The 25,129-nt window shown below is 65.9% G+C and carries 16 protein-coding genes, 2 tRNA genes and 4 rRNA genes; 7 read left to right on the forward strand and 15 right to left on the reverse strand.

From position 1 onward, the window contains the following. Position 1 precedes the first annotated feature (1 nt). Positions 2–931, reverse strand: a complete 930-nt coding sequence (gene glyQ, locus PGB34_RS11570; RefSeq protein ID WP_271428224.1) for a glycine--tRNA ligase subunit alpha — start codon at positions 929–931, stop codon at positions 2–4. Positions 932–1,181: 250 nt separating this feature from the next. Here glyQ and PGB34_RS11575 point away from each other — a divergent pair, with 250 nt between their 5' ends. The 4 genes from PGB34_RS11575 (at position 1,182) to PGB34_RS11590 (ending at position 6,086) form a co-directional block, all read left to right on the forward strand. Continuing rightward, positions 1,182–2,138 carry a diacylglycerol/lipid kinase family protein gene (locus tag PGB34_RS11575; protein WP_271428225.1) on the forward strand — a complete coding sequence of 319 codons (957 nt, stop codon included), beginning with the start codon at positions 1,182–1,184 and terminating at the stop codon, positions 2,136–2,138. A gap of 173 nt (positions 2,139–2,311) precedes the next feature. Further along, positions 2,312–3,118 (forward strand): metallophosphoesterase family protein, encoded by an 807-nt coding sequence (locus PGB34_RS11580; protein ID WP_271428226.1) that lies wholly within the window; start codon positions 2,312–2,314, stop codon positions 3,116–3,118. Between the two features lie 150 nt (positions 3,119–3,268). Then, positions 3,269–4,837 carry a DUF1800 domain-containing protein gene (locus tag PGB34_RS11585; protein ID WP_271428227.1) on the forward strand — a complete coding sequence of 523 codons (1,569 nt, stop codon included), beginning with the start codon at positions 3,269–3,271 and terminating at the stop codon, positions 4,835–4,837. Between the two features lie 13 nt (positions 4,838–4,850). Next, a complete protein-coding gene (locus PGB34_RS11590) occupies positions 4,851–6,086 on the forward strand; it encodes a DUF1501 domain-containing protein (protein ID WP_271428228.1) in 1,236 nt (411 codons plus the stop codon). A gap of 16 nt (positions 6,087–6,102) precedes the next feature. Here the strand turns inward: PGB34_RS11590 and PGB34_RS11595 are convergent, their stop codons facing one another. Then, positions 6,103–7,281: an ABC transporter substrate-binding protein gene (locus PGB34_RS11595; protein ID WP_271428229.1), complete on the reverse strand. Its 1,179-nt coding sequence runs from the start codon at positions 7,279–7,281 to the stop codon at positions 6,103–6,105. Between the two features lie 68 nt (positions 7,282–7,349). Then, a complete protein-coding gene (locus tag PGB34_RS11600; protein WP_271428230.1) occupies positions 7,350–9,692 on the reverse strand; it encodes an acyl-CoA dehydrogenase family protein in 2,343 nt (780 codons plus the stop codon). Between the two features lie 157 nt (positions 9,693–9,849). Here PGB34_RS11600 and PGB34_RS11605 point away from each other — a divergent pair, with 157 nt between their 5' ends. Then, positions 9,850–10,413: a methyltransferase family protein gene (locus tag PGB34_RS11605; protein ID WP_271428231.1), complete on the forward strand. Its 564-nt coding sequence runs from the start codon at positions 9,850–9,852 to the stop codon at positions 10,411–10,413. 84 nt (positions 10,414–10,497) lie between these two features. Here the strand turns inward: PGB34_RS11605 and fabB are convergent, their stop codons facing one another. After that, positions 10,498–11,715 (reverse strand): beta-ketoacyl-ACP synthase I, encoded by a 1,218-nt coding sequence (gene fabB, locus PGB34_RS11610; protein ID WP_271428232.1) that lies wholly within the window; start codon positions 11,713–11,715, stop codon positions 10,498–10,500. Further along, positions 11,712–12,233 (reverse strand): 3-hydroxyacyl-[acyl-carrier-protein] dehydratase FabA, encoded by a 522-nt coding sequence (fabA, locus tag PGB34_RS11615; protein WP_271428233.1) that lies wholly within the window; start codon positions 12,231–12,233, stop codon positions 11,712–11,714. Before fabA ends, fabB begins: the two co-directional genes overlap by 4 nt. A gap of 493 nt (positions 12,234–12,726) precedes the next feature. On the opposite strand from fabA, the gene PGB34_RS11620 reads away from it, so the two are divergent. Then, entirely contained in the window at positions 12,727–13,113 is a 387-nt protein-coding gene (locus PGB34_RS11620; protein WP_271428234.1) for a hypothetical protein, read from the forward strand. A 22-nt stretch (positions 13,114–13,135) separates the two neighbouring features. Here PGB34_RS11620 and lnt read toward each other — a convergent pair whose 3' ends face one another. The 4 genes from lnt to PGB34_RS11640 all read right to left on the reverse strand — a co-directional run bounded on the left by lnt (position 13,136) and on the right by PGB34_RS11640 (position 17,429). Next, a complete protein-coding gene (lnt, locus tag PGB34_RS11625) occupies positions 13,136–14,713 on the reverse strand; it encodes an apolipoprotein N-acyltransferase (RefSeq protein ID WP_271428235.1) in 1,578 nt (525 codons plus the stop codon). Then, on the reverse strand, positions 14,710–15,588 hold the full coding sequence (locus tag PGB34_RS11630; protein ID WP_271428236.1) for an HlyC/CorC family transporter: 879 nt from the start codon (positions 15,586–15,588) through the stop codon (positions 14,710–14,712). Before PGB34_RS11630 ends, lnt begins: the two co-directional genes overlap by 4 nt. A gap of 103 nt (positions 15,589–15,691) precedes the next feature. Beyond that, positions 15,692–16,441, reverse strand: coding sequence for a GNAT family N-acetyltransferase (locus tag PGB34_RS11635; RefSeq protein ID WP_271428237.1), 750 nt, complete (start codon positions 16,439–16,441; stop codon positions 15,692–15,694). Between the two features lie 22 nt (positions 16,442–16,463). Next, positions 16,464–17,429 (reverse strand): esterase/lipase family protein, encoded by a 966-nt coding sequence (locus PGB34_RS11640; RefSeq protein ID WP_271428238.1) that lies wholly within the window; start codon positions 17,427–17,429, stop codon positions 16,464–16,466. Positions 17,430–17,534: 105 nt separating this feature from the next. Between PGB34_RS11640 and PGB34_RS11645 the strand changes: the two genes are divergently transcribed. Further along, positions 17,535–19,235: an AMP-binding protein gene (locus PGB34_RS11645; protein WP_271428239.1), complete on the forward strand. Its 1,701-nt coding sequence runs from the start codon at positions 17,535–17,537 to the stop codon at positions 19,233–19,235. Between the two features lie 151 nt (positions 19,236–19,386). On the opposite strand, the gene rrf (PGB34_RS11650) is transcribed toward PGB34_RS11645, so the two are convergent. The 6 genes from rrf (PGB34_RS11650) to rrf (PGB34_RS11675) form a co-directional block, all read right to left on the reverse strand. Next, positions 19,387–19,499, reverse strand: a 5S ribosomal RNA gene (gene rrf / locus PGB34_RS11650). Between the two features lie 125 nt (positions 19,500–19,624). Continuing rightward, a 23S ribosomal RNA gene (locus tag PGB34_RS11655) occupies positions 19,625–22,495 on the reverse strand. 307 nt (positions 22,496–22,802) lie between these two features. Then, positions 22,803–22,878: transfer RNA gene (locus PGB34_RS11660), tRNA-Ala, on the reverse strand. 29 nt (positions 22,879–22,907) lie between these two features. Beyond that, positions 22,908–22,984, reverse strand: a tRNA-Ile gene (locus tag PGB34_RS11665). Between the two features lie 70 nt (positions 22,985–23,054). Then, a 16S ribosomal RNA gene (locus PGB34_RS11670) occupies positions 23,055–24,587 on the reverse strand. Between the two features lie 427 nt (positions 24,588–25,014). After that, positions 25,015–25,127, reverse strand: a 5S ribosomal RNA gene (gene rrf / locus PGB34_RS11675). Together the 16S, 23S and 5S rRNA genes with 2 tRNA genes alongside form the textbook arrangement of a ribosomal RNA operon. Positions 25,128–25,129: the final 2 nt, after the last annotated feature.

Consider the following 25,129-nt stretch of genomic DNA (forward strand, 5'->3'; position numbering starts at 1 on the left):
CTCAGGCCGCCACTTTCACTTCTTTGCTGTTGTCTTTCTTGGGGATCTGCGCAACCCATTCGCGCGGCGCCATCGGGAAGCCCAGGCGCTCGCGGCTGTCGTAATAGCTCTGCGCCACGGCGCGCGCGAGGTTGCGGATGCGGCCGATGTAGGCCGCGCGTTCGGTCACGCTGATGGCGCCGCGCGCATCCAGCAGGTTGAAGCTGTGCGCGGCCTTGAGCACCTGCTCGTAGGCCGGCAGCGCCAACTGCTGCTCCATCAGGTGCTTGGCCTGCTTCTCGTGCGCATTGAAGGCCGTGAACAGGAAATCCGCGTCCGAGTGCTCGAAGTTGTAGGTCGACTGCTCGATCTCGTTCTGCTTGTAGACGTCGCCATAGCTCAGGCCTTCGGTCCACTGGAGGTTGTAGACGTTGTCCACGCCCTGCAGGTACATGGCCAGGCGCTCCAGGCCGTAGGTGATCTCGCCCGTGGCGGGCCTGCAGTCGATGCCGCCCACCTGCTGGAAGTAGGTGAACTGGGTCACTTCCATGCCGTTGAGCCAGACCTCCCAGCCCAGGCCCCAGGCGCCCAGCGTGGGGTTCTCCCAGTCGTCTTCCACAAAGCGGATGTCGTTCTTCTTGAGATCGAAGCCCAGCGCTTCGAGGCTGCCCAGGTACAGCTCCAGGATGTTGGCCGGCGCGGGCTTGAGCACCACCTGGTACTGGTAGTAGTGCTGCAGGCGGTTGGGGTTCTCGCCGTAGCGGCCGTCCTTGGGGCGGCGGCTGGGCTGCACATAGGCGGCCTTCCACGGCTCGGGACCGATGGCACGCAGGAAGGTGGCGGTGTGCGAAGTGCCGGCCCCCACTTCCATGTCGTAGGGTTGCAGCAGCGCACAGCCCTGGGCGTCCCAGTAGGCCTGCAGTTTGAGGATGATCTGTTGGAAGGTCAGCATGGATGGGCTGGGGCTCAGGGGTCGCGCCCCCGGGGCGCCGCAGCCGCGCACGCACACAACAAGAGCAGGCGGCGCAGCGGGGGCAAGGGCGGAGAACTGCACATTTTAGAAGGCGGGCGGGCGGCCCGCGCCCACCGCATCAGGGGCAAATGGCCGACACGCAGACCCGTGCCGTCCCCCACCGGGCCGCCGCGGGCCCTGCGGCAGACTCGAAGGGCCTTTTTTGCACGCCCTGATCGCCGCCCGATTCATGTCCGCTCCCGTCCTCGCCAACCCCGCCCCGCTCTTCGTGGTCTTCAACCCCAAATCAGGACGTGGCACCTGGCCGGACACGCAAGAGGCGCTGCGGTCGGCCTGCCGCCAGGCCGGCCGGCCGCTGCATCTGCTGCCACTGCCGCGCCACCAGCCGCTGGAGCCCGTGATCGCACGGGCGGTGCAGGGCGCGCTGGGCGAAGGCGGCATCGTGGTGGCCGCGGGCGGTGACGGCACCATCAACGCGGTGGCGCACCAGGCCGTGGCCCGGGGTTGCGCCTTCGGCGTGCTGCCGCAGGGCACCTTCAACTATTTCAGCCGCGCCCATGGCCTGTCGGCCAGCCCGCAGGAAGCCGTGGCCCATCTGCTGCAGGGCCGGCCCGAGCCGGTGCAGGTGGGCCTGGTCAACGAGCGCACCTTTCTGGTCAACGCCAGCATGGGTTTCTACGCGCGGCTGCTGCAGGACCGGGAGAGCTACAAGGCCCGCTACGGCCGCAGCCGCGGCGTGGCCCTGCTGGCGGCCCTGTTCACGCTGATGCGCGGCTTTCGCACCTGGGAGCTGCAGGCGCGCTGGGCCGGCCGCACCGAAACCCTGCGCACGCCCACCCTGTTCGTGGGCAACAACCCGCTGCAGTTCGAGCAGGTGGGCGTGGAACAGGGCGAAGCGGTGGAACAGGGCGAGCTGGCGGCCATCGCGCTCGAACCCCTGAGCCGCGCCGCGATGCTGGGCCTGCTGGTGCAGGCCGGCCTGGGCCGGCTGGACAAGGCCAGCGAAGTGCGCAGCCTTTCCTTCCGGGAGCTGGAGGTGGCGGCCACGCAGGCGCCGCGCGGCCAGCGCGTGCGCGTGGCCACCGATGGTGAACTGCGCTGGATGCAGATGCCGCTGCGCTTCAGGGTCTCGCCCAAGCCGCTCTGGCTGGTCAAGCCCGCATCGCTGGAGCGCGAGAGGGGATGATGGCCCCCACGCTCCCCCGCTTCGCGTGGTCCGCTGCCCCCCGAGGGGGCTTTTCATCTTGGGGCGGCCCGGCGATGAAAAATGGCCCCCACGCTCCCCCGCTTCGCGTGGTCCGCTGCCCCCCGAGGGGGCTTTTCATCTTGGGGCGGCCCGGCGATGAAAAGAGCTGACGCATGAGCGTTCTCATCCAGATCTCGGACACCCACTTCGGCACCGAGCAGCCTGCCGTGGTGGAAGCGCTGGTGCACTGGGTGCGCGCGCAGGCGCCCGATGTGCTGCTGCTGACGGGCGACATCACCCAACGCGCCACGCGGGCGCAGTTTGCGGCGGCGCGCGCCTTCCTGGACCGGCTGCAGGTGCCCCACACGCTGGTGATCCCCGGCAACCACGACATTCCGCTGTATGCGCTGGGCGCGCGGCTGTTCACGCCTTACGGCCGCTTCGAGGAAGCCTTCGGCACGCAGCGCGAGCCCGTGCTCGACCGCGCCGACTGCCTGGTGCAGGCCCTGAACACCACGCGCTGGTGGCGCCATGAGGACGGTGAACTTTCGGCCGGGCAGATCGAAACCGTGGCCCGGCGCCTGCAGGCCGCCAGGCCGGGCCAGCTGCGCGTGGTGGCCGTGCACCAGCCGCTGGTGGTGACCAGGCCCGAGGACCGCAGCAACCTGCTGCACGGCCATGCCCGCGCGCGCGAACGCTGGGCCCAGGCTGGCGTGGACCTGGTGCTGGGCGGCCACATCCATCTGCCCTTTGCAGCGCCGCTTGGCGCGCGCGGCACGGCCTGGGCGGTGCAGGCCGGCACGGCCGTGTCCTCGCGCGTGCGCGCGGGCGCGCCCAATTCCGTGAACCTGATCCGCGGCCCGCTCGCAGATGCCGAGCACCCGCGCCACTGCCTGCTGGAGCGCTGGGACTTCACGCCCGGCAGCGCCGGCTTCGTGGCGGCCGAGGTGCGCAAGCTGCCGCTGCAGGTGCATGCCTGAGCGATAGGCGGCCACGGCGCGCGCGCAGGCAGAAGCGATGGCTCACAACACTGTTGGGTTTCTTTACACCGCCGCGCCGTGAATTCCTGTCCACTGGGATCTCGTTGATGCACAAGCGCCCCGGCCGGCGCACCCGCCTCGGAGATCCGCATGCCTTTTTCCCCCCGCCGCCGCCATGTGTGCCTGCTGGCCCTCTCGGGCGTGGCGCTGGCCGGCACGGGCTGCGCGCTGTCTCCTGCGCTGCCCGCGCCGCGCGACGAGGCGGCGCGGCTGGCCTGGATCGACCGCCTGAGCTGGGGCCTGAGCCCGGGCACCGTGGCCGAGGTGGACCGCGAGGGCCTCTCGCGCTGGGTAGGCCGGCAGTTGCGGCCCCACGCGCGGCCCGCGCCGCTGCCTGAGGCGGCGCAGCGCCAGATCGACGCCCTGCGCATCAGCCAGGAGCCGCGCCAGCAGCTGGCCATGGCGCTGGACAGCCAGGCCCGGGCCATCGCCGGGCTGGGCGCCGACGAAGAAGCCAAGCGCGCGGCGCGGCTGGCCCACGCGCAGGCCATGAACCAGGTCGTGCGCGAGACGCAGCAGCGCTTCGTGCTGCGCGCGCTCTACGCGCCCGACCAGTTGCACGAGCTGATGAGCTGGTTCTGGAGCAACCATTTCCACGTCAGCATCCGCAAGGGCCCCGTGCGCCCGCTGGTTGCGGATTTCGAGGACCAGGCCATCCGCCCCCACGCGCTGGGGCGCTTCAGGGACCTGCTGGGCGCCGTGGTGCGGCACCCGGCCATGCTGCTGTACCTGGACAACCAGCAGAACGCCGCGGGCCGCCTGAACGAGAACCTGGCGCGCGAGCTGCTGGAACTGCACACCCTGGGCGTGGACGGCGGCTACAGCCAGGCCGACGTGCAGGAGATGGCGCGCGTGCTCACGGGCCTGGGCGTGAACCTGCGCGCGCCGGGCGAGGCGCCTGTGCCGAAGCTGCCCCCGGCGCTGGCCGGCCAGTACCTGCGCGAGGGCGTGTTCGAATTCAACCCCGCGCGCCACGACGCCAAGCCCAAGACCCTGCTGGGCCAGCCGCTGCAGGCCGCCAGCGGCCTGGCCGAGGTGGACGAGGCGCTGGACCGCCTGGCCCGCGCGCCGGCCACGGCCCGCCACATCGTGCGCAAGCTGGCCCGCTACTTCGTGGCCGACGAGCCCTCGCCCGCGCTGCTGGCGCGGCTGCAGGAGCGCTTTGCGCGCAGCGACGGCGAGATCGCGGCCGTGATGCGCACGCTGCTCGAATCCCCCGAATTCAGCGCATCGCTGGGCCACAAGTTCCGCGACCCGCTGCAATACACCCTCGGCGGCGTGCGCCTGGCCTATGGCGAGCGCGTGCTGCAGGACAGCGCCCCGCTGCTGGGCTGGCTCAACCGGCTGGGCCAGGCGCCCTATGGCCACGAGACGCCCGACGGCTACCCGCTCGACCAGCAGGCCTGGGCCAGCGCCAGCCAGATGAACACCCGCTTCGAGATCGCCCGCGCGCTGGGCGGCAGCGGCGCCGTGCTGTTCCGCAGCGAAGCGCGCGCGCCGCTGGAAAAGCCGCCCTTCCCGGCCCTGGCCGAATCACCGCTGGTGCAACGCCTGCAGCCCACGCTGGCGCCCGCCACGCGCCAGACCCTGGCCCAGGCCGGCAACCCGCAGGACTGGAACACCTACCTGCTGTCGGCGCCCGAGCGCATGTACCGCTGAACCGGAGGCTGCCATGACCTTCTCGCCCTCACTGCTCTCCCGCCGCCGCCTGCTGCAGGGCCTGGCCGCCGCGCCGCTGGCGGGCGCGGCCGGCCGCGTGCTGGCCACGCCGGCCGGCCAGGACGCGCGGCTGCTGCTGGTGTTCCTGCGCGGCGCCTACGACTGCTGCAACTTCCTGGTGCCCACGGCCAGCGACTTCTACTACCAGAGCCGCCCCTCCATCGCCATCGCGCGGCCGGGCCAGGCCGGCGGCGCGCTGGCGCTGGACGCGCAATGGGGCCTGCACCCCGTTCTGGCCGACAGCCTGATGCCGCTGTGGCAGCGCGGGCAGGCCAGCTTCATCCCCTTTGCGGGCACCGAAGACCTCAGCCGCAGCCATTTCGAGACGCAGGACGGCATCGAACTGGGCCAGCCCCTGCAGGGCCGGCGCGACTACGGCTCGGGCTTCCTGAACCGCCTGGCCGGCGTGCTGGGCGCCGGGCCCGTGCAGGAAGTGGCGCCCATCGCCTTCACCGACCAGCTGCCGCTGGCCCTGCGCGGCCAGACCCGCGTGGGCAACATGGGCCTGGCCGCCAACGGCCGGCAGGCGCTGGGCCCGCGCCAGAGCGAGGCCATCGCCGCCATGTACCAGGGCGGCGCGCTGCAGGCCCCGGTGGCCGAAGGCTTTGCGCTGCGCGACGAGGTGCAGCGCAGCCTGCAGGCCGAAATGCAGGCCGCCAGCCGCGATGCGATGAGCGCCAAGGGCTTCGAGCTGGTGGCGCGGCGCATGGCGCGGCTGATGCGCGATCGCTACGACCTGGGCTTCGTGGACGTGGGTGGCTGGGACACCCACGTCGACCAGGGCGGCAGCACCGGCGTGCTGGCCAACCGGCTCAACGACCTGGGCCGCGGCCTGGCCGCCTTTTCCGAGGAAATGGGCGAGGCGGCCTGGCGCGACACGGTGGTGGTGGTCATCAGCGAATTCGGCCGCACCTTCCGCGAGAACGGCAACAAGGGCACCGACCATGGCCACGGCACCGTGTACTGGGTGCTGGGCGGCGGCCTCTCGGCCCAGGCCGGCGGGCGCATCGTGGGCGAGCAGCAGGCGCTGACGGCCGGCACGCTGTTCCAGAACCGCGACTGGCCCGTGCTCAACGAATACCGGGCGGTGCTGGGCGGCCTGTTCCAGCGCCTTTATGGCCTGTCGCCGGCGCAGGTGGCGCAGGTCTTCCCGGGCGGGGCGGCGGCGCGCGACCTGCGGCTGATCTGAGCCCCGTGGCAACGGCTCACTTGCCGTAGTCCTTGACCACGCGCCAGCGCCCCTCCTGGATCTGCGCCACGCGCGTGAGATTGCTGCCCAGCCGCTGGCTGGGGCCGAAGCGCATCTCGGGGTTGCCGAACATGTCGGGCGGCAGCACCAGGCTGTCCATCACCTGCACGAAGCGGTCCACGCTCAGCTGCGGCCCGGCCTTGCCCGCCACCACGGCAAAGGCGTCGGCAATCGCGTAGCCGTAGGCAGAGAACACGCCCGGGTCCTCGTTGAAGCGGGTCTTGTACTTGTTGGCCCAGAAGCGGATGGCCGGCGAGGCGTCGTCCAGGTAGGGGTGCTGCACCACCATGCCGGCGTAAAAGCCATCCATGGGCTTGCCGCCGAGCTTGTGGATCAGGTCGGTGTAGCTCGCGCCCGAGCCCAGGAAGGTGGGGTTGAAGTCGCTCTTGCGCGCCTCGCCGATGGCGCCGATGGTTTCGCGGATGATCGTGCCCAGCACCACGAAGTCGCAGCCCGCGGCCTTGAGCCGTGCCACCTGCGAACTGAAATCGGTGGCGCCGCGCTTGTAGCTGGTCTTTTCCGCGTAGGCCATGCCCAGCTTCTTCAGGCCGTCCTCGCCGCCGCGCATCACCTCCAGGCCGTACTCGTCGTCCTGGTAGAGGGTGCAGACCTTCCTGGCGCCCTTTTCCTTCACCAGCGCCTCGGTCGCCACGCGCACCTGCTCGTAGTAGGGCGTGACGAAGGCGAACTTGAGCCGGTGGAAGGGTTCGTACATCTCGCGCGCGGCCGTCATGGGGTAGAAGTTCATGACACTCTTGCTGAACTGCACCGGCATGGCCGCCATGTTCTGCGCCGTGCCGATGTGGCCCACCATGGCGAAGATGCGCTCCTGGTTGACCAGCTTCTGCGCCGCCAGCACGGCCTTCTTGGGGTCGTAGCCCGAATCCTCCACCACCAGCCGCACCTTGCGGCCATGGATGCCGCCCTGCTCGTTGATCTCTTCGATGCGCAGCTGCAGCCCGGCGCGGATCTGCTTGCCGAAGGAAGCCACGGGCCCCGAGAGGTCCTGGATGGTGCCCAGGACGATCTCGTCCTTGCTCACCCCCTGGGTGGGCGTGGCGCCCTGCGCGTGGGGCGCGCCGGCGCCCAGGGCGGCACCAAGAAGAAGGGCAAGTCGCACAAAGAACAAAGGCATGGATGGCTCCTGCAAGGATGCGCGGCCGCTGCGCCCCCCATGGGCGCAGCGCGCGCGAAAACGCGTTCTTAGCCCGGCCCCAGCGCAGCCAGCCGCCGCGCATGCCAGGCCGGCGTGCCGAACTGCTGCGCGATGAGCGTGGCGCGGCGAAAGAAATGGCCCACCGCCAGTTCCTCGGTCATACCCATGCCGCCATGCAGCTGCACCGCCCCCTGGCCCACGCTGCGGCAGGCATGCGCCACCGCCAGATGGCCCGAGGAGGCCGCACGCGCCAGTTGCGCGGGCGTGTGCAGCGGCGCCTGCGCCAGCGCACCGACCCAGTCGCGGGCCTGCGTGAGCGCCAGTTGCATGTCGGCCAGCCGGTGCTGCACGGCCTGGAAGCTGGCAATGGGCGCGCCGAACTGCCGGCGCTGGCGCACGTGGTCGAGCGTGTCGCCCATCAGCCGCGTGAGCACGCCGATGGCCTCGGCGCACACGGCCAGGGTGGCTTCGTCAAGCGCCTGCGTGATGGCCTCGGCCGTGGCCGTGCCGGGCGGGCCCAGCAGATCGTCCGGTGTGCAGGGCAGTGCCTCGAAGCACAGCTCCGCCGCCATGGCACCGTCGCGCAGCGGCAGCACGCGCCGCTGCAGGCCCGGCGCATCGGCGGGCAGGCACAGCAGGGCCGGGCCGTCGGGCGTCTGCGCACTGACGAGCAGGTGCGTGGCGTCGTGGGCGCCGCGCACCGCGCTCTTGTGCCCGCTCAGTTGCCACGCGGCCCCGCTGCTGCCGGCGCCGGGCCGCAGCTGCGTGCCGGCCAGGCTGCGGCCGTCGGGCTGATCGGGTTCGGCATGGGCCAAGGCGATGCGCACCTGCCCGGCCACCGCGGCCTGCAGCAGCGCGCCGGCGCGCGCCGAAGGCAGGCGCTGCAGCAGGGCCGGCACCAGCACGGCGCGGCCCAGGTAGGGCTCCCCGGCCAGGGCCGTGCCCAGCACGCGCATCAGCGCCATGTGGGTGGCCAGGCCGCCGCCCAGGCCGCCCTCGTCCTCGGGCCGGGCCGCAATCAGCAGGCCCAGTTGCGATTCCAGGCCCAACCACCAGGCGGGCGTGGCCGCGCCTTCGGCCGGCTGCCGGGTGCGCGGCACCGGCGCATGCACGCGCAGGTAGCGCGCCAGGCTGTCGCACAGCATGCCCAGGTCGGGCGGCAGCGGCTCGTCGGCCGATGCAGCCTCGGGCGCGGGCTGGGCCAGCAGCTGCGCGGCCACGATGTTGCGCTGGATCTCGTTGGTGCCCGCATAAATGGAGGCCGCCCGGTCGTTGAGGTAGGCCGACATGGCGAAGACCGCGGCCTCGGCCACCGGCAGCGGGGTGTGGTCGCCATCGCCCAGCGGCAGCGCCAGCGCGGCCTGCGGCCCGGCCACTTCGAGCTGCAGTTCGGTCAGGCGCTGGCGCAGTTCGGAGCCCGCGATCTTGCCCAGCGAAGGCGCCGCGCCGGGCGGCTCGCCGCGGGCCTGGGCGCGCAGGGCACGGCGCTCGCTGGCCTCCAGCGCGTCGATGGCCGCATCGAGCTCGGCCATGGCCTGCGCGAGCCGCGGCGCGTCCTGCGGCACCAGCCGTTGCTGCGCGGCGTGGGCGCGCAGCCGCGCCAGCCGGCGCCGCAGCAGCGGCGACCAGGCCGCGCCGCGCTCGTGCTGCAGCAGGTACTTGGCCACGCTCCAGCCCTGGTTTTCTTCGCCGATGCGCCCGGCCACCGGCACCCGCACGCCGTCGAAGAAGACCTGGTTGAGCTCGTGATCGCCCGACATGCTCGGGATGGGCCGCACCGTGATGCCGGGCGTGGCCATGTCGAAGCAAAGAAAGCTGATGCCCTGCTGCGGCTTGGCCGCCTGGCCCGTGCGCACCAGGCAGAACATGCGGTTGGCATGGTGCGCGTGCGTGGTCCAGATCTTGGTGCCGTCGATCACGTAGTGCGCGTCCTCGCCTTCGCCCTGACGCACCGCGCGGCACTGCAGCGCCGCCAGGTCCGAGCCGGCCTGGGGCTCCGAGTAGCCCTGGCACCAGTAGTCCTCGCCGCTGCGGATGCCCGGCAGCCAGGCCTGCTGCTGCGCTGGCGTGCCGAAGGCCATGATCACCGGCGCCACCATGTGCGTGCCCATGGGCGCGCGCGGCGGCGCGTCGGCCGCGGCGAGTTCGCGCGCGAACAGGTACTGCTGCATGGGCGACCAGCCGGTGCCGCCATGCTCGCGCGGCCAGTGGGGCACGCTCCAGCCCCGCGCCGCGAGGATGCGGTGCCAGGCCTGGCCTTCGGCGAAGTCGCTGAAGATGCCCGAGCAGCGGCGGCCGGCCTCGCGCAGCTCGGGCGTGAGGGCCTGCGCCAGAAAGGCGCGCACCTCGTCGCGAAAGGCCCGCTCGTCCTCGGTCAGGGTCCAGTCCATGGCACCGATGCTCCTGTGTGCACAGCGCGCGCCGCGCGCCGCATGCCACCCGCGGCACGCGGGCGCAGCCAGTGTGGGCGCGGGCCGGGGCGGGCGCATCGTCGGAACGGACGAACCCGCCGGCGCCATCCGTGAAGGGCATCCATAATCGCGCGCCATGTCCCACCTGGCCCCCGTTCACGCCCTGCTGTTCGCGCTGGGCACGGCCGCGCTGGCCTGGGTCTCGCGCGGCGCCTTGCGCCAGCCGCGCTCGCACGGCTTCGCGCGCTTCTTCGGCTTCGTGGCCATCCTGGCGCTGCTGCTGCTGAACTACCCGCACTGGGAGCGCGACATGTTCTCGCCCCGCCAGTGCCTGTCGTGGGCGCTGCTGGCCACCTCCATCGTGCTGGTGAGCCTGGCGCTGCGCGAGATGCGCGCCCGCGGCCGGCACGACGAGGCCCGCAGCGACCCGGCGCTGTTCGGCTTCGAGAAGACGGCCACGCTGGTGACCGGCGGCATCTTCCGCTGGATCCGCCACCCGATGTACGCCTCGCTCATGGCGCTGGCCTGGGGCATCTTCCTCAAGCAGCCCGGCCTGCCGGCGGCGCTGCTGGTGGCCATCGCCACGCTGGCGCTGCTGCTGACGGCCTGGCGCGACGAGGCCGAGTGCCTGCAGTACTTCGGCGCGCCCTATGCGGCCTACATGCAGCGCAGCTGGCGCTTCGTGCCGGGCCTCTATTGAGTTGGGCGCGCGCGGCGCATGAATGAAAAAGAGGCCGCTTGTTGCGGCCTCTTTTCTTTCAGGGCGTGCGCCCGGCGCGCGCCGTCAACCCTGCCAGCGCTTGAGCACCAGGCTGGCGTTGGTGCCGCCGAAGCCGAAGCTGTTGGACAGCGCCGTCTGGATGGGCGCATCGCGGGATTCGCGCAGCACCGGCAGGCCTTCGGCCGCGGGGTCCAGGTTCTCGATGTGGGCCGAGCCGGCCATGAAGCCGGCTTGCAGCATGTACAGGCAGTAGATCGCCTCCTGCACGCCCGTGGCGCCCTGCGAGTGGCCCGTGAGCGACTTGGTGGACGAGAAGGGCGGCACCGCGTCGCCGAACACTTCGCGCAGCGCGCGCAGCTCGGGCAGGTCGCCCACGGGCGTGGAGGTGCCGTGCGTGTTCACGTAGTCGATGGTCGGATTGCCAGCCGAGGCGATGGCCTGGCGCATGCAGGCGATGGCGCCGTCGCCCGAAGGGGCCACCATGTCTTCGCCGTCCGAGGACAGGCCGAAGCCCACCAGCTCGGCCAGGATGGTGGCGCCGCGCGCCTGCGCGTGTTCGAGGCTCTCGAGCACCAGGGCACCGCCGCCGCCCGCGATGACGAAGCCGTCGCGGTTCGCGTCGTAGGGGCGCGAGGCGCTCGCGGGCGTCTCGTTGTAGGCACTGGACATGGCGCCCATGCCATCGAAGAGCATGGCCAGGCCCCAGCTCAGCTCTTCACCGCCGCCCGCGAACATCACGTCCTGCAAGCCGAAGGCGATCTGCTGCGCGGCCACGCCGATGCAATGCGCCGAGGTGCTGCAGGCCGAGGTGATGGAGAAGTTGATGCCCTTGACGGCGAAGGCGGTCGACAGGTTGGCCGAGACGGTGGAGCCCATGCAGCGCGTGACCTGGTAGGGCCCGACGCGGCGGATGCCCTTGCTGCGCAGCGTGTCGGCGGCCTCGATCTGGTTGGCGGGCGAGGCGCCGCCGGAGCCCATGATCAGGCCCGTGTGCGGGTGCGAGACCTGCTCGGGCGCGAGGCCCGCCTGCGCGATCGCGTTCTTGAGCGAGATGTAGGCATAGCCCGCCGCATCGCCCATGAAGCGGCGCAGCTTGCGGTCGATGAGCGCGTCCAGGTCGATGTCGGGCACGCCGGCCACCTGGCTGCGCAGGCCCATCTCCTTGAACTCGGGCATCGCGCGGATGCCCGAGCGGCCCTGGCGCAGCGATTCGGTGACGCTGGCCTGGTCATTGCCGATGCACGAGACGATGCCCGCGCCCGTGATGACGACACGCTTCATGCCGGACTCCCTGCCTGCACCGCGCGTTCGAACAGGCCCACGCGCAGGTCGCTGGCCACGTAGATTTCCTTGCCATCGGCCAGCAGGCGTGCGTCGCCGATGGCCATGATCAGCTTGCGCTTGATCACGCGCTTGATGTCGATCTCGTAGGTCACGAGCTTCACGTCGGGGCCGACTTCGCCGGTGAACTTGACCTCGCCCGCGCCCAGCGCGCGGCCACGGCCGGGCAGGCGCAGCCAGGTCAGGTAGAAGCCGATCAGCTGCCACATGGCGTCCAGGCCCAGGCAGCCGGGCATCACGGGGTCGCCGCGGAAGTGGCATTCGAAGAACCACAGGTCCGGCCGCACGTCGAGTTCGGCGCGGATGGTGCCCAGGCCGTGCGGCCCGTCGTCGCTGGCGATGTGCGTGATGCGGTCGAACATCAGCATCGGCGGCAGCGGCAGGCGGCCGCTTTCAGGCGTGAACAGCCGTCCTTCGCCCGAGGCGATCAGTTGGTCATAGGAGAAAGATTCGGCCATTTTTCAGTTTCGCTCCATGGGCCTGCGTGCTTGCGGCATCCGCATGGGATGCGGCCCTTCATCTCGTACATAGCCCGGCATTATCAATGCCCCGCCAGGCCCGGTCGCCATGGAAGGCCTTGCAGTGCGTGCGCCTGCGCCAACAATGACCTGCGTCAAGCCCGCCGGAAGGGCTGTGCAATGCGCCTGGGAAGGCTGATGCCGCAAGCCCTAAGCCCGGTTCTTTGGCCAGGCGGCGAACGGTCTACGCCTCCGCCATCGGCCCTGCGCCCCGACCGGACGGCCATCGGGCCGGCGGCCGGCGCAGGCGCGCGCGTCGGCCTTCAGCCCAGCGCTTTGGAAAGACGACCGCGCAGGTGTCCAAACCTAGCATTCGTGCCACGGTGCACAGCCCTTGCAGGCTTCACGCATCGCGGCCCCGGCATGCCTTGCGGACCTGCAAGCCGGTGGTCTTCCTTCTCGGTCCGTGGTCAGTTCTTCAGGGAGGCAAAAAATGCCAACACTCTCCAACCCCAACCTGCGCATCACCTTGATCTCCGGCACATCCAAAGCCAAGGTCGACGCCACGGTGCGCGTCAACTTCGACGCCTTCGAGGAAGCCCTCATCAAGCAGCTCGGCCTCAAGTTCCGGCTGGGCTGCCGCATCTGGGGCGAAGACAGCGGCCTCACCGGCGCCGACGATTCGTTGTTCTCGATCGCGTCCCAGACCGTCACGGCCGATGGCAACTTCGCCTTCAGCCGCACGGTGGACCGCGACTCGCTGGACGAGGACTGGGTCGGCAACGACGAGATCTATGCGCGCTTCAGCTGCCAGTCGACCACGCCCAGCTTCCCGCTGGCGGCATCGGTGCGCAGCGCGGCCGTCACCGGCGATTTCTGATGGGCGCTGACGGCCCGGCGGATCAGATCGGGCCGTCGTCGCGCTGGCGCCGGCGCGCCAGCGCGAGCACCCCTGCAAGCGAAAGCACCCACAACGGCCACAACCCCAGCCGCGACACCCACCAGGCATAGGGCGTGATGCCCGTGCGGCCTTCGACTTCGGCTTCGAGCACGCCGCGCGTGTGGCGCGGCAATTCGTGGGTGACGACGCCGCGGTGGTCGATCGCCACGGTGGCGCCGGTGTTGGTGGCGCGCAGCATGGGCCGCTGGAACTCCAGCGCGCGCATGCGCGAGATGCCCAGATGCTGGTCGATGGCCACGGTGTTGCCGAACCAGGCGATGTTGCTCACGTTCAGCAGCAGCGTGGGCGCGCGCGCCGCGTCGCGAAAGCTCGCGCCGATCTCGTCGCCGAACAGATCCTCGTAGCAGATGTTGGGCGCAATGCGCTGGCCCAGCCATTCGAAGCCGGGCTGGCCCAGCCCGCCGCGCTGGAAATCGCCCAGCGGGATGTTCATGAGTTCGATGAACCAGCGAAAGCCCGGCGGCACGAACTCGCCAAAGGGCACCAGGTGGTGCTTGTCGTAGCGGTAGGGCTGCGCCTGGCCGGGCGCAAAAGCCAGCACCGTGTTGCTGTAGGCGCGTGGGCGGTCGGCAAAGGGCAGCCCGACCAGCGCGGCCTGGCCGCCCTGGCTGTAGCGCTGCGCGATGGCCTCCAGGTAGCCCGGCGGCAACTGGCGCGGCAGCAGCGGCACGGCCGTTTCCGGCGTGACCACCAGGGGCGCGGTGGCGTCGCGCAGTTGCTCGCCGTACCAGCGCAGCGCCGTGGCGACGCCCGTGCCGGGGATGAACTTCTCGTCCTGCGGGATGTTGCCCTGCAGCAGCGCCACGCGCAGCGTGCCGGCCGAACCCTGGGCGCCTTCGCGCTGGAGCCAGGCCTTGCCGGCCAGCGGCAGCAGCGCCAGACACAGCACGGTGACTGCCGCAGGCGCCAAGTGCTGGCGCCACAGCCCACGGCCGCGCCGCGGTGCCAGGGCGCAGACGGCCGCCAACCAGGCCGACACCGCGCCCACGCCATACACGCCCAGCCAGGGCGCGTAGCCCGCGAGCGGGCCATCCAGATGCGCATAGCCGCCGGCGCCCCAGGGAAAGCCCGTGAACCAGCTGCCGCGCACCAGCTCGGCCAGCGTCCACAGAAGGGCAAACAGGAGCGCAGCGCGCAGCGGCTGGTCGGGCGCACGCCGCACGAACAGCGCAGCCGCCACGGCGTAGTACAGAGACAGCGCACCAGCCAGGGCCAGCACCGCCAGCGCGGCCAGCGGCGCGGCCAGGCCGCCGTAGGTGTTCATCGAAATGAAAAGCCACCAGAAGGTGCCGCAAAGCCAGGCAGTGGCAAAGAACCAGCCGTGCAGGCCCGCACGCATCCAGCCCGCCCCCTGCGCGCGCAGGCCGTCGAGCAGGGCCACCAGGGCGGCCAGCGACAGCCATTGCAGCCAGGGCTGGGGCTGCCCGTCCCAGGGTGAGGCGATGGATGCGGCCTGCGCCAGGCCGGCCAGCACGAAGGCCAGTGCGCGCAGCAACGCGGACGCGCGCGGGAAGCTCAAGCAGCCGGCTCTTCGCCGCGCGCGGGCGACACCTTGAACCAGCGCACGGCCCCGCCCTTGGTGTGCAGCACCAGGAAGTCGAAGCCGCCCACCACATGGCGTTCGCCGCGCTTGGGCACATGGCCCATTTCATGGGCGATGAGGCCGCCGATGGTGTCGAAGTCCTCGCTGAGCTGCTCGGCGTCGAAGGTGATGCCGAAGGCTTCGCCCACGCGCTCGATGGGCGTGTCGCCGCTCACACGGTAGGTGTGGTCGGCCAGGCCGAAGATGTCGCCCTCGTCCTCGGCGATGTCGAACTCGTCCTCGATCTCGCCCACGATCTGCTCGAGCACGTCCTCGATCGTGATCAGGCCCGCCACGCGGCCGAACTCGTCGATGACGATGGCCAGGTGGTTCCGGTTGCCGCGGAACTCGCGCAGCAGGTCGTTGAGGCCCTTGCTCTCGGGCACGAAGGTGGCGGGACGCAGCAGCGCGCGGATGTTGAGCCCCGGCGAGCGCTGCAGCTTCAGCAGGTCCTTGGCCAGCAGGATGCCGATGATGTTTTCCTTGTCGTTCTCGTAGACGGGAAAACGGGAATGGGCCGTGTCGATGACGAGGTGCAGCAGGTCCTCATAGGCCGCATCGATGTTGACCAGGTCCATGCGTGGCGCCGCCACCATCACGTCGCCGGCCGTCATGTCGGCCATGCGCAGCACGCCTTCGAGCATCACGCGCGAATCCGCGCCGATGATGTCGTTGTCTTCGGCCTCGGCCAGGGTTTCGATGAGTTCGTCGCGCGAATCGGGGCCGGGGTTGATGAACTCGGCCAACTTCTGGAAAAAGCTGCGCTTGTCGTCGCGCACACCGTGCGCGCGCTCAGGATGAGGGTCTGCCACTGCGGGAGGGCGGTAGTTGAGGAGGCCCAAGGATAGCGGATGCGCGCGTCACCCTGGAAACGCCGGGATGCCGGCCCTGCGGCGGCGGGCCGGAAGACGCCGCTCAGCGCCCCGACTGCTGACGCGCGCTCTGCACGCCGCTGCGCACGTCCTGCACCCCGGCCAGGAAGGACCAGAACTGCTTGGCGCGGGCCTTGAACTGGTAGTCCACCTCGGCATAGTGGTCCAGCGCGATCTCGTTCATGCGGCTGTCGAAGGTGGCTTTGGGCAGCACCAGATGGGCCTCGGACTCCGAGCCGCTGCGCTCCACCGTCGCGCCGGCCTTGCGTGCGATGCGCAGCATCGCGGTGTTTTCGCTCAGCGCATGGATGAACAGCATGCCCACGCCTTCGTTGCGTGCCGTGACCACTGCGCGCTCGAACAGGCGCGCGCCATAGCCGCGGCCGCGCGCGTGCGCGGCCACGGACACACCGAACTCGGCGCAGTCGCTGTGCTGGCCGGCTGGCGCGAAGGCCAGATGCGCGATGGCGATCAGGTCCAGCCGGCGGTTGTGGATGCCGAACAGCTCGTCACGCTCGAAATCCAGGCCGTCGACATAGCGGCCCACCTGCTCGTCCGACGCGGCATAGCCGAAGCGCAGATAGCGGTCGCGAGGCGACAGCTCCAGCAGGTGCTTGAGGATGCGGCCCCGCTCGCGCGGACCGATGGAGCGGATCGGCAGCAGGGCCGGCGCCACATAGGCCGGGGCCGCCTCACGACCACCGGCCGCCGACGACTGGGCCTCAACCACGGCCGGCCGCAGGAAGGCCCCGGCCCCCAGGGCTGCTTTGAAAAGGGTCTTCACGGATTGCATGGGTGTCATTTTAGGGTTTTCCCTAGTTCTGATCAGCCAATGGATCAAGTCCCGTGTCACCGAGAGGACTTTTGTCTACGTGCGTGGCGCATTCTCCGCACGGCGGGCCTGCCAGCAGAGCCAGCGTCTGCCGCCGCACCGCCGGATCGAAGGCCAGTTCGACATGCCCTCGCCCGTGCGCATGGCAGTTCGTGGCGCCCGCCAGGCGCGCATTCGCGGCCGGAAACACGATGTTGTCGCACAGCGAGTACCAGCAGGTGAATCGCGCGCGACAGTCCGGCCCCAAGTGTTGCGCCTGCGCGCAGAGCGTTGGCTCGTCCAGGCGCATCCGCCGTGCCAGGCCCCACAGGTCGGCGCGGGCCAGCGCGGTGCCCGCGTGCGGTGTGCCCAGCGTGACGACCCTATGCGCCTGCGCGTCGGCCACGGTGGCCAGCCAGGCGCGCGCCACCAGCCCACCCATGCTGTGGCACACCAGCAGGGGCGCGAGGCCGGTGGCCCTGTGCACCTGACGCACGGCAGCGTCCAGCGCGGGCACATGGCGCTCCACGGGCCCCCAGGGCGGCGCCAGATCCAGCGCGATGAAGCAGCGATCGTCCTGCGTGAGTTCACGCAGCCACGGCGCCCAGAAGCCGCGGTTGCAGGCGAGTCCGTGAATCAGCACCACGCCGCGACGCCCAGGCCTTGGCTGCAATCGGTCGGGCCATGCCCTGGCGCGAAAGGGCTGGAGCCAGCCGAAGACCACCAGCGCGCCCCAGCAGGCTCGCCACCACGCCCTCAGCAGGGCCCAGCCGCCAGGGCGCTCGGCCTCTTTCCGTTTGCTCAGCGCAGCGAAGGCGAACTCCAGGCCCAGGGCCAGCCACAGCGTGAACCAGGGTGCCGCCGACGCAAGCCAGACGGCTGTGGAGCCGCGCTGCCAGGCCCAGAGGAGCCAGAAGCCGCTCCAGAGCAAGGCAGCAACCACCAGCCAACGCAGCGCACGAGCGGTCATAGGGCGTCCACTATCGCACGGGCGACTGCTTCAGCACGGGCCTAGGACAAGCCCCTGTGGGTTGCTGCAGGGCCGTCGCCACAATCGTGGCAAACAGGAGACTCCATGCATCCCAACGAGATTGCCACCTATCCCGAAGGCGTGGCGCGCGACATCGATCCCGGCCAGTTCCGCTCGCTTCGCCAGATGTTCGAGTCCGCCTTCGAGCGCCATGGCGACGCCCCCTTTTCGGTCTGCATGGAACGCTGGATGCGCTACAGCGACCTCGAGCGACGCTCGCGCGCACTCGGGGCCTGGCTGCAATCGCTGGGCCTGCAGCCGGACGCCCGCGTCGCCATCATGCTGCCCAACGTGCCGCAGTTCGCGGTGGCCATGGCGGGGGTGCTGCGCGGCGGCTACACCTGCGTCAACGTGAACCCGCTGTACACCGCGCGCGAACTCGAACATCAGCTCAACGACTCGGGCGCCACGGCGATCATCATCCTGGAAAACTTCTGCGGCACGCTGCAGCAGGTGCTGGCCCGCACCGGCGTGCAGCATGTGCTGATCACCGCGACGGGCGATGAGCTGGGCGGGGCGTACGGGACCTTCATCACGGCTGCCGTGCGCCATCTCGCCAAAATGGTTCCGGCCTACAAGCTTCCTCTGGACCCCGGCCGCACCGTGACCCGCTGGCCCGCTGCGATGGTGGCGGGCGCCCGCCAGACACTGGGGCCGGATCACAGCACGCTCGATTCCGTGGCCTTTCTTCAATACACCGGCGGCACCACGGGGCTCTCCAAGGGCTCCGTGCTGACTCACCGCAACATCATCGCCGCCACGCTGCAGGCCCAGGCGTGGTTCACCCCGGCGCTGCGCAAGGCCGGCGATCCGCGGCAGGTCAACAGCATTGCCGCCTTGCCGCTGTATCACATCTTCGCGCTGACGCTGTGCCTGCTGGCCATCCATCAAGGCTCCAGGCTCACGCTGATCCCCAACCCGCGGGACATCGGCAAGTTCATCGGCACGTTGAAGAAGCGCCCTTTCCACATGCTGCCGGCCGTGAACACCCTGTTCAATGGCTTGCTGAGCCATCCGCAATTCAAGACCGTCGACTTCTCCAGCCTGGTCGTGTCCCAGGCCGGCGGCATGGCCGCGTCCGAAGGCACGGCCAAGCGCTGGTTCGAGGCCACGGGCTGCCCCATGATCGAAGGCTGGGGAATGAGCGAAACCTGCGCCATCGGCACCAACAACCCGGTCAGCAACACCGCCTTCACCGGGACCATCGGTCTGCCGCTGCCGGGCATCGACATCGCCATCAAGGACGACGCCGGCAACACCCTGCCGCACGGCCAGGCCGGCGAACTCTGCATCAAGGGGCCGAACGTGATGCGCGCCTATTACAACCAGCCCGAAGAAACCGCCGCTGCGTTCACCGCGGACGGCTTCATGCGCACCGGAGACATCGCCATCATGAGCCCCGATGGCTCCTCACGCATCGTGGACCGCAAGAAGGACATGATCTTGGTCAGCGGCTTCAACGTTTTTCCCAATGAGCTGGAGAACGTCATTTCCCTGTGTCCCGGCGTCATCGAATGCGCCGCCGTGGGCGTTCCCGATGAAAAACAGGGTGAAGCCATCAAGGTCTTCGTGGTGCGCCGCGATGCCAGCCTCGATGAGGAAGCCGTCATGCGCTATTGCCATGAAAAGCTGACAGGCTACAAGCGCCCCAAGTACGTCGAATTTCGCGATACGCTGCCGAAAACCAATGTGGGCAAAATTCTGCGGCGCGAGCTTCGTAGTGGAGCATCGGCCAATCCCCATTAGCGCTTTGTCGGGCTGTTGTCACCGGGGCCATTGCGTGACAGTCGCTGCAGATACCCAAAGCAGGAGCCGCTGCAACAAATTTGCAGCAGTTCATCAGCGCAGCGAAAAGCAAAAAGCCCAGCTAATCTCTTAGCTGGGCTTTTTTATAACAGCCTGACGATGACCTACTTTCACACGGGAGTCCGCACTATCATCGGCGCTGAGTCGTTTCACTGTCCTGTTCGGGATGGGAAGGAGTGGGACCAACTCGCTATGGTCATCAGGCATAACTGTTTGCTTGGTCTGATGGTGTGTCAGGCCAAGCGTAATTCATAGAGTCTAATCAGCTTTTATTTATTGACTGCGTCACTTGGCATAACAGCCTTGATGTTTTTGGGCATCAAAGTTATAGGGTCAAGCCGCACGAGCAATTAGTATCGGTTAGCTTAACGCATTACTGCGCTTCCACACCCGACCTATCAACGTCCTGGTCTTGAACGACTCTTTAGGGGGCTCAAGGCCCCGGCAGATCTCATCTTGAAACGAGTTTCCCGCTTAGATGCTTTCAGCGGTTATCTCTTCCACACTTAGCTACTCGGCAATGCCACTGGCGTGACAACCGATACACCAGAGGTGTGTCCACTCCGGTCCTCTCGTACTAGGAGCAGGCTTCCTCAAATCTGCAGCGCCCACGGAAGATAGGGACCAAACTGTCTCACGACGTTTTAAACCCAGCTCACGTACCTCTTTAAATGGCGAACAGCCATACCCTTGGGACCGACTACAGCCCCAGGATGAGATGAGCCGACATCGAGGTGCCAAACACCGCCGTCGATATGAACTCTTGGGCGGTATCAGCCTGTTATCCCCAGAGTACCTTTTATCCGTTGAGCGATGGCCCTTCCATACAGAACCACCGGATCACTATGTCCTGCTTTCGCATCTGCTCGACTTGTCAGTCTCGCAGTTAAGCACGCTTATGCCATTGCACTATCGTCACGATGTCCGACCGTAACTAGCGTACCTTCGAACTCCTCCGTTACGCTTTGGGAGGAGACCGCCCCAGTCAAACTGCCTACCATGCACTGTCCCCAGCCCGGATAACGGGCCTAGGTTAGAACCTCAAACACACCAGGGTGGTATTTCAACGTTGGCTCCACCAGAGCTAGCGCCCTGGCTTCAAAGCCTCCCACCTATCCTACACAGATCTGTTCAAAGTCCAATACAAAGCTACAGTAAAGGTTCATGGGGTCTTTCCGTCTTTCCGCGGGGAGATTGCATCATCACAAACATTTCAACTTCGCTGAGTCTCAGGAGGAGACAGTGTGGCCATCGTTACGCCATTCGTGCAGGTCGGAACTTACCCGACAAGGAATTTCGCTACCTTAGGACCGTTATAGTTACGGCCGCCGTTTACTGGGACTTCAATCAAGAGCTTGCACCCCATCATTTAATCTTCCAGCACCGGGCAGGCGTCACACCCTATACGTCCACTTTCGTGTTTGCAGAGTGCTGTGTTTTTAATAAACAGTCGCAGCCACCGATTTTTTGCAACCCGTTCATGCTCCGTTGTTCACTTCACACTACTAGGGCACACCTTCTCCCGAAGTTACGGTGTCAATTTGCCGAGTTCCTTCTCCTGAGTTCTCTCAAGCGCCTTAGAATACTCATCTCGCGCACCAGTGTCGGTTTGCGGTACGGTCGTTGTTAGCTGAAGCTTAGTGGCTTTTCCTGGAACCTCGTTCAGTCACTTCATGAGCAAGCTCACTCGATCGATGGCCTCGGTATATGTGCGCCGGATTTGCCTAGCGCACGCCTACATCCATCTAAACCGACATATCCAACAGTCGGATGACCTATTAAGATCCGTCCCCACATCGCACTAACAATCGGTACAGGAATATTGACCTGTTTCCCATCAGCTACGCATCTCTGCCTCGCCTTAGGGGCCGACTCACTCTACGCCGATGAACGTTGCGTAGAAAACCTTGCGCTTACGGCGAGCGGGCTTTTCACCCGCTTTAACGCTACTCATGTCAGCATTCGCACTTCTGATACCTCCAGCAGCCTTTACAAGCCACCTTCACAGGCTTACAGAACGCTCTCCTACCACGTGCAATAAATTGCACATCCGCAGCTTCGGTAACTGGCTTAGCCCCGTTACATCTTCCGCGCAGGACGACTCGATCAGTGAGCTATTACGCTTTCTTTAAATGATGGCTGCTTCTAAGCCAACATCCTGACTGTTTTAGCCTTCCCACTTCGTTTCCCACTTAGCCAATTTTAGGGACCTTAGCTGGCGGTCTGGGTTGTTTCCCTCTTGAGTCCGGACGTTAGCACCCGGTGCTCTGTCTCCCAAGCTGTACTCTTCGGTATTCGGAGTTTGCCTTGGTTTGGTAAGTCGCCATGACCCCCTAGCCAAAACAGTGCTCTACCCCCGAAGGTAATACTTGAGGCACTACCTAAATAGTTTTCGGAGAGAACCAGCTATTTCCAGGTTTGTTTAGCCTTTCACCCCTATCCACAGCTCATCCGCTAGTTTTGCAACACTAGTCGGTTCGGACCTCCAGTACCTGTTACGGCACCTTCATCCTGGCCATGGATAGATCACCTGGTTTCGGGTCTACACCCAGCGACTGAACGCCCTATTCGGACTCGATTTCTCTACGGCTTCCCTATTCGGTTAACCTTGCCACTGAATGTAAGTCGCTGACCCATTATACAAAAGGTACGCCGTCACCCCGAAGGGCTCCGACTTTTTGTAAGCATGCGGTTTCAGGATCTATTTCACTCCCCTCCCGGGGTTCTTTTCGCCTTTCCCTCACGGTACTAGTTCACTATCGGTCGATGATGAGTATTTAGCCTTGGAGGATGGTCCCCCCATATTCAGACAGGATTACACGTGTCCCGCCCTACTTTTCGCTAGCTTAGTACCACACAGATCTTTTCGCATACGGGGCTATCACCCACTATGGCCGGCCTTTCCAGACCGCTTTGCTAAGTTCTGTGCTATCACTAGCAGGCTCTTCCGATTTCGCTCGCCACTACTTTCGGAATCTCGGTTGATGTCTTTTCCTCGAGCTACTGAGATGTTTCAGTTCACCCGGTTCGCCTCGTGCACCTATGTATTCAGTGCACGATACCTTTCGGTGGGTTTCCCCATTCGGAAATCTCCGGATCAAAGCTTATTTGCCAGCTCCCCGAAGCTTATCGCAGGCTATCACGTCCTTCGTCGCCTATCATCGCCAAGGCATCCACCACATGCTCTTATTCACTTGACCCTATAACTTTGACGCCTCTCACGAGGGCTCCAAGTCAATCAAGGAATTGTCAGGTCTTTCACCTGACGCGTTATGCCGTCTTCAATTTGCTTTGCAGCAAGCTGAAGTTCATTTGACGCAATCAAAAAATGTTGTCGACGGCACGGTGAGCTAAAACCTTTACGAATTCGCTCTTTCCGTCGACAACGCTGATTCGACTCTATGAATTTTTAAAGAACAGCCGATTGATCAAACAATGTTGACCAACAACAAAACAGCCTCGTTTGCACAAGGCCGCTTTGGTGTTGATGACACTTCACTCAAGTGATGGTGGAGGATGACGGGATCGAACCGACGACCCCCTGCTTGCAAAGCAGGTGCTCTCCCAGCTGAGCTAATCCCCCAGGATCTCTCCACATATGTATTGGAAGTTTGGTGGGTCTAGTTGGGCTCGAACCAACGACCCCCGCCTTATCAAGACGGTGCTCTAACCAGCTGAGCTACAGACCCATGTCGATGACTCGACTTGTCTTCCAACAACCGATAAGTGTGGACGTTTGATTTGGATTGCGGTTTCCAGAAAGGAGGTGATCCAGCCGCACCTTCCGATACGGCTACCTTGTTACGACTTCACCCCAGTCACGAACCCTGCCGTGGTAATCGCCCTCCTTGCGGTTAGGCTAACTACTTCTGGCAGAACCCGCTCCCATGGTGTGACGGGCGGTGTGTACAAGACCCGGGAACGTATTCACCGTGACATTCTGATCCACGATTACTAGCGATTCCGACTTCACGCAGTCGAGTTGCAGACTGCGATCCGGACTACGACTGGCTTTATGGGATTAGCTCCCCCTCGCGGGTTGGCAACCCTTTGTACCAGCCATTGTATGACGTGTGTAGCCCCACCTATAAGGGCCATGAGGACTTGACGTCATCCCCACCTTCCTCCGGTTTGTCACCGGCAGTCTCATTAGAGTGCCCAACTGAATGTAGCAACTAATGACAAGGGTTGCGCTCGTTGCGGGACTTAACCCAACATCTCACGACACGAGCTGACGACAGCCATGCAGCACCTGTGTTACGGCTCTCTTTCGAGCACCAAGCCATCTCTGGCGAGTTCCGTACATGTCAAAGGTGGGTAAGGTTTTTCGCGTTGCATCGAATTAAACCACATCATCCACCGCTTGTGCGGGTCCCCGTCAATTCCTTTGAGTTTCAACCTTGCGGCCGTACTCCCCAGGCGGTCAACTTCACGCGTTAGCTTCGTTACTGAGAAAGCAAATTCCCAACAACCAGTTGACATCGTTTAGGGCGTGGACTACCAGGGTATCTAATCCTGTTTGCTCCCCACGCTTTCGTGCATGAGCGTCAGTGCAGGCCCAGGGGATTGCCTTCGCCATCGGTGTTCCTCCGCATATCTACGCATTTCACTGCTACACGCGGAATTCCATCCCCCTCTGCCGCACTCCAGCGATGCAGTCACAGATGCAGTTCCCAGGTTGAGCCCGGGGATTTCACAACTGTCTTACATCACCGCCTGCGCACGCTTTACGCCCAGTAATTCCGATTAACGCTCGCACCCTACGTATTACCGCGGCTGCTGGCACGTAGTTAGCCGGTGCTTATTCTTACGGTACCGTCATGAGCCCCAGGTATTAGCCAGAGCCTTTTCGTTCCGTACAAAAGCAGTTTACAACCCGAAGGCCTTCATCCTGCACGCGGCATTGCTGGATCAGGCTTGCGCCCATTGTCCAAAATTCCCCACTGCTGCCTCCCGTAGGAGTCTGGGCCGTGTCTCAGTCCCAGTGTGGCTGGTCGTCCTCTCAGACCAGCTACAGATCGTTGGCTTGGTGAGCCTTTACCCCACCAACTACCTAATCTGCCATCGGCCGCTCCATTCGCGCAAGGTCTTGCGATCCCCTGCTTTCATCCGTAGATCGTATGCGGTATTAATCCGGCTTTCGCCGAGCTATCCCCCACGATTGGGCACGTTCCGATGTATTACTCACCCGTTCGCCACTCGTCAGCATCCGAAGACCTGTTACCGTTCGACTTGCATGTGTAAGGCATGCCGCCAGCGTTCAATCTGAGCCAGGATCAAACTCTACAGTTCGATCTTGAAGTTTTTGCCTCTTTCGAGGCCACTCATAAAAACGGAATTGAAGTGAACTTCACTTCTATTCTCATGAGCGTTTAAGAAGCTTTGCAGCTTCAGTTCCGAAGAACTTGGCAATCTGCCCTCAAACGCCCACGCTTATCGGCTGTATATTTTTAATGATCAGCAGCTCTAGCTGCTTGACTCGCCGCGATCAGCGAAGCCTTCGATTATGACACGTTAAATTTTAACCTGTCAACTTTGAGGGTCTTTCGACCCTCTGCCAGCCCGCTTTGCACTCAAAGTGCTTGCTCGCCGGCGAAGCTTTCCAGTATACATCAGCAACATTCGCTGAGCAACTGGAACCGCTTTCTTTTTCTTCATTTCAGTTTAATGGAGAAAAAGAAAGCGCCCTGCTGACGCAGGGCGCGTTCTTCACATAACAGCCTGACGATGACCTACTTTCACACGGGAGTCCGCACTATCATCGGCGCTGAGTCGTTTCACTGTCCTGTTCGGGATGGGAAGGAGTGGGACCAACTCGCTATGGTCATCAGGCA

It is taken from the genome of Xenophilus arseniciresistens, assembly GCF_028023875.1.
GTDB classification, from domain to species: domain Bacteria; phylum Pseudomonadota; class Gammaproteobacteria; order Burkholderiales; family Burkholderiaceae_C; genus Xenophilus; species Xenophilus arseniciresistens.

Bases quoted from the DNA above. Each gene is read 5' to 3' on its own strand.
- glyQ (WP_271428224.1), bottom strand. From the start codon at position 931: ATGCTGACCTTCCAACAGATCATCCTCAAACTGCAGGCCTACTGGGAC.
- PGB34_RS11575 (WP_271428225.1), top strand. From the start codon at position 1,182: ATGTCCGCTCCCGTCCTCGCCAACCCCGCCCCGCTCTTCGTGGTCTTC.
- PGB34_RS11580 (WP_271428226.1), top strand. From the start codon at position 2,312: ATGAGCGTTCTCATCCAGATCTCGGACACCCACTTCGGCACCGAGCAG.
- PGB34_RS11585 (WP_271428227.1), top strand. From the start codon at position 3,269: ATGCCTTTTTCCCCCCGCCGCCGCCATGTGTGCCTGCTGGCCCTCTCG.
- PGB34_RS11590 (WP_271428228.1), top strand. From the start codon at position 4,851: ATGACCTTCTCGCCCTCACTGCTCTCCCGCCGCCGCCTGCTGCAGGGC.
- PGB34_RS11595 (WP_271428229.1), bottom strand. From the start codon at position 7,281: ATGCCTTTGTTCTTTGTGCGACTTGCCCTTCTTCTTGGTGCCGCCCTG.
- PGB34_RS11600 (WP_271428230.1), bottom strand. From the start codon at position 9,692: ATGGACTGGACCCTGACCGAGGACGAGCGGGCCTTTCGCGACGAGGTG.
- PGB34_RS11605 (WP_271428231.1), top strand. From the start codon at position 9,850: ATGTCCCACCTGGCCCCCGTTCACGCCCTGCTGTTCGCGCTGGGCACG.
- fabB (WP_271428232.1), bottom strand. From the start codon at position 11,715: ATGAAGCGTGTCGTCATCACGGGCGCGGGCATCGTCTCGTGCATCGGC.
- fabA (WP_271428233.1), bottom strand. From the start codon at position 12,233: ATGGCCGAATCTTTCTCCTATGACCAACTGATCGCCTCGGGCGAAGGA.
- PGB34_RS11620 (WP_271428234.1), top strand. From the start codon at position 12,727: ATGCCAACACTCTCCAACCCCAACCTGCGCATCACCTTGATCTCCGGC.
- PGB34_RS11635 (WP_271428237.1), bottom strand. From the start codon at position 16,441: ATGCAATCCGTGAAGACCCTTTTCAAAGCAGCCCTGGGGGCCGGGGCC.
- PGB34_RS11640 (WP_271428238.1), bottom strand. From the start codon at position 17,429: ATGACCGCTCGTGCGCTGCGTTGGCTGGTGGTTGCTGCCTTGCTCTGG.
- PGB34_RS11645 (WP_271428239.1), top strand. From the start codon at position 17,535: ATGCATCCCAACGAGATTGCCACCTATCCCGAAGGCGTGGCGCGCGAC.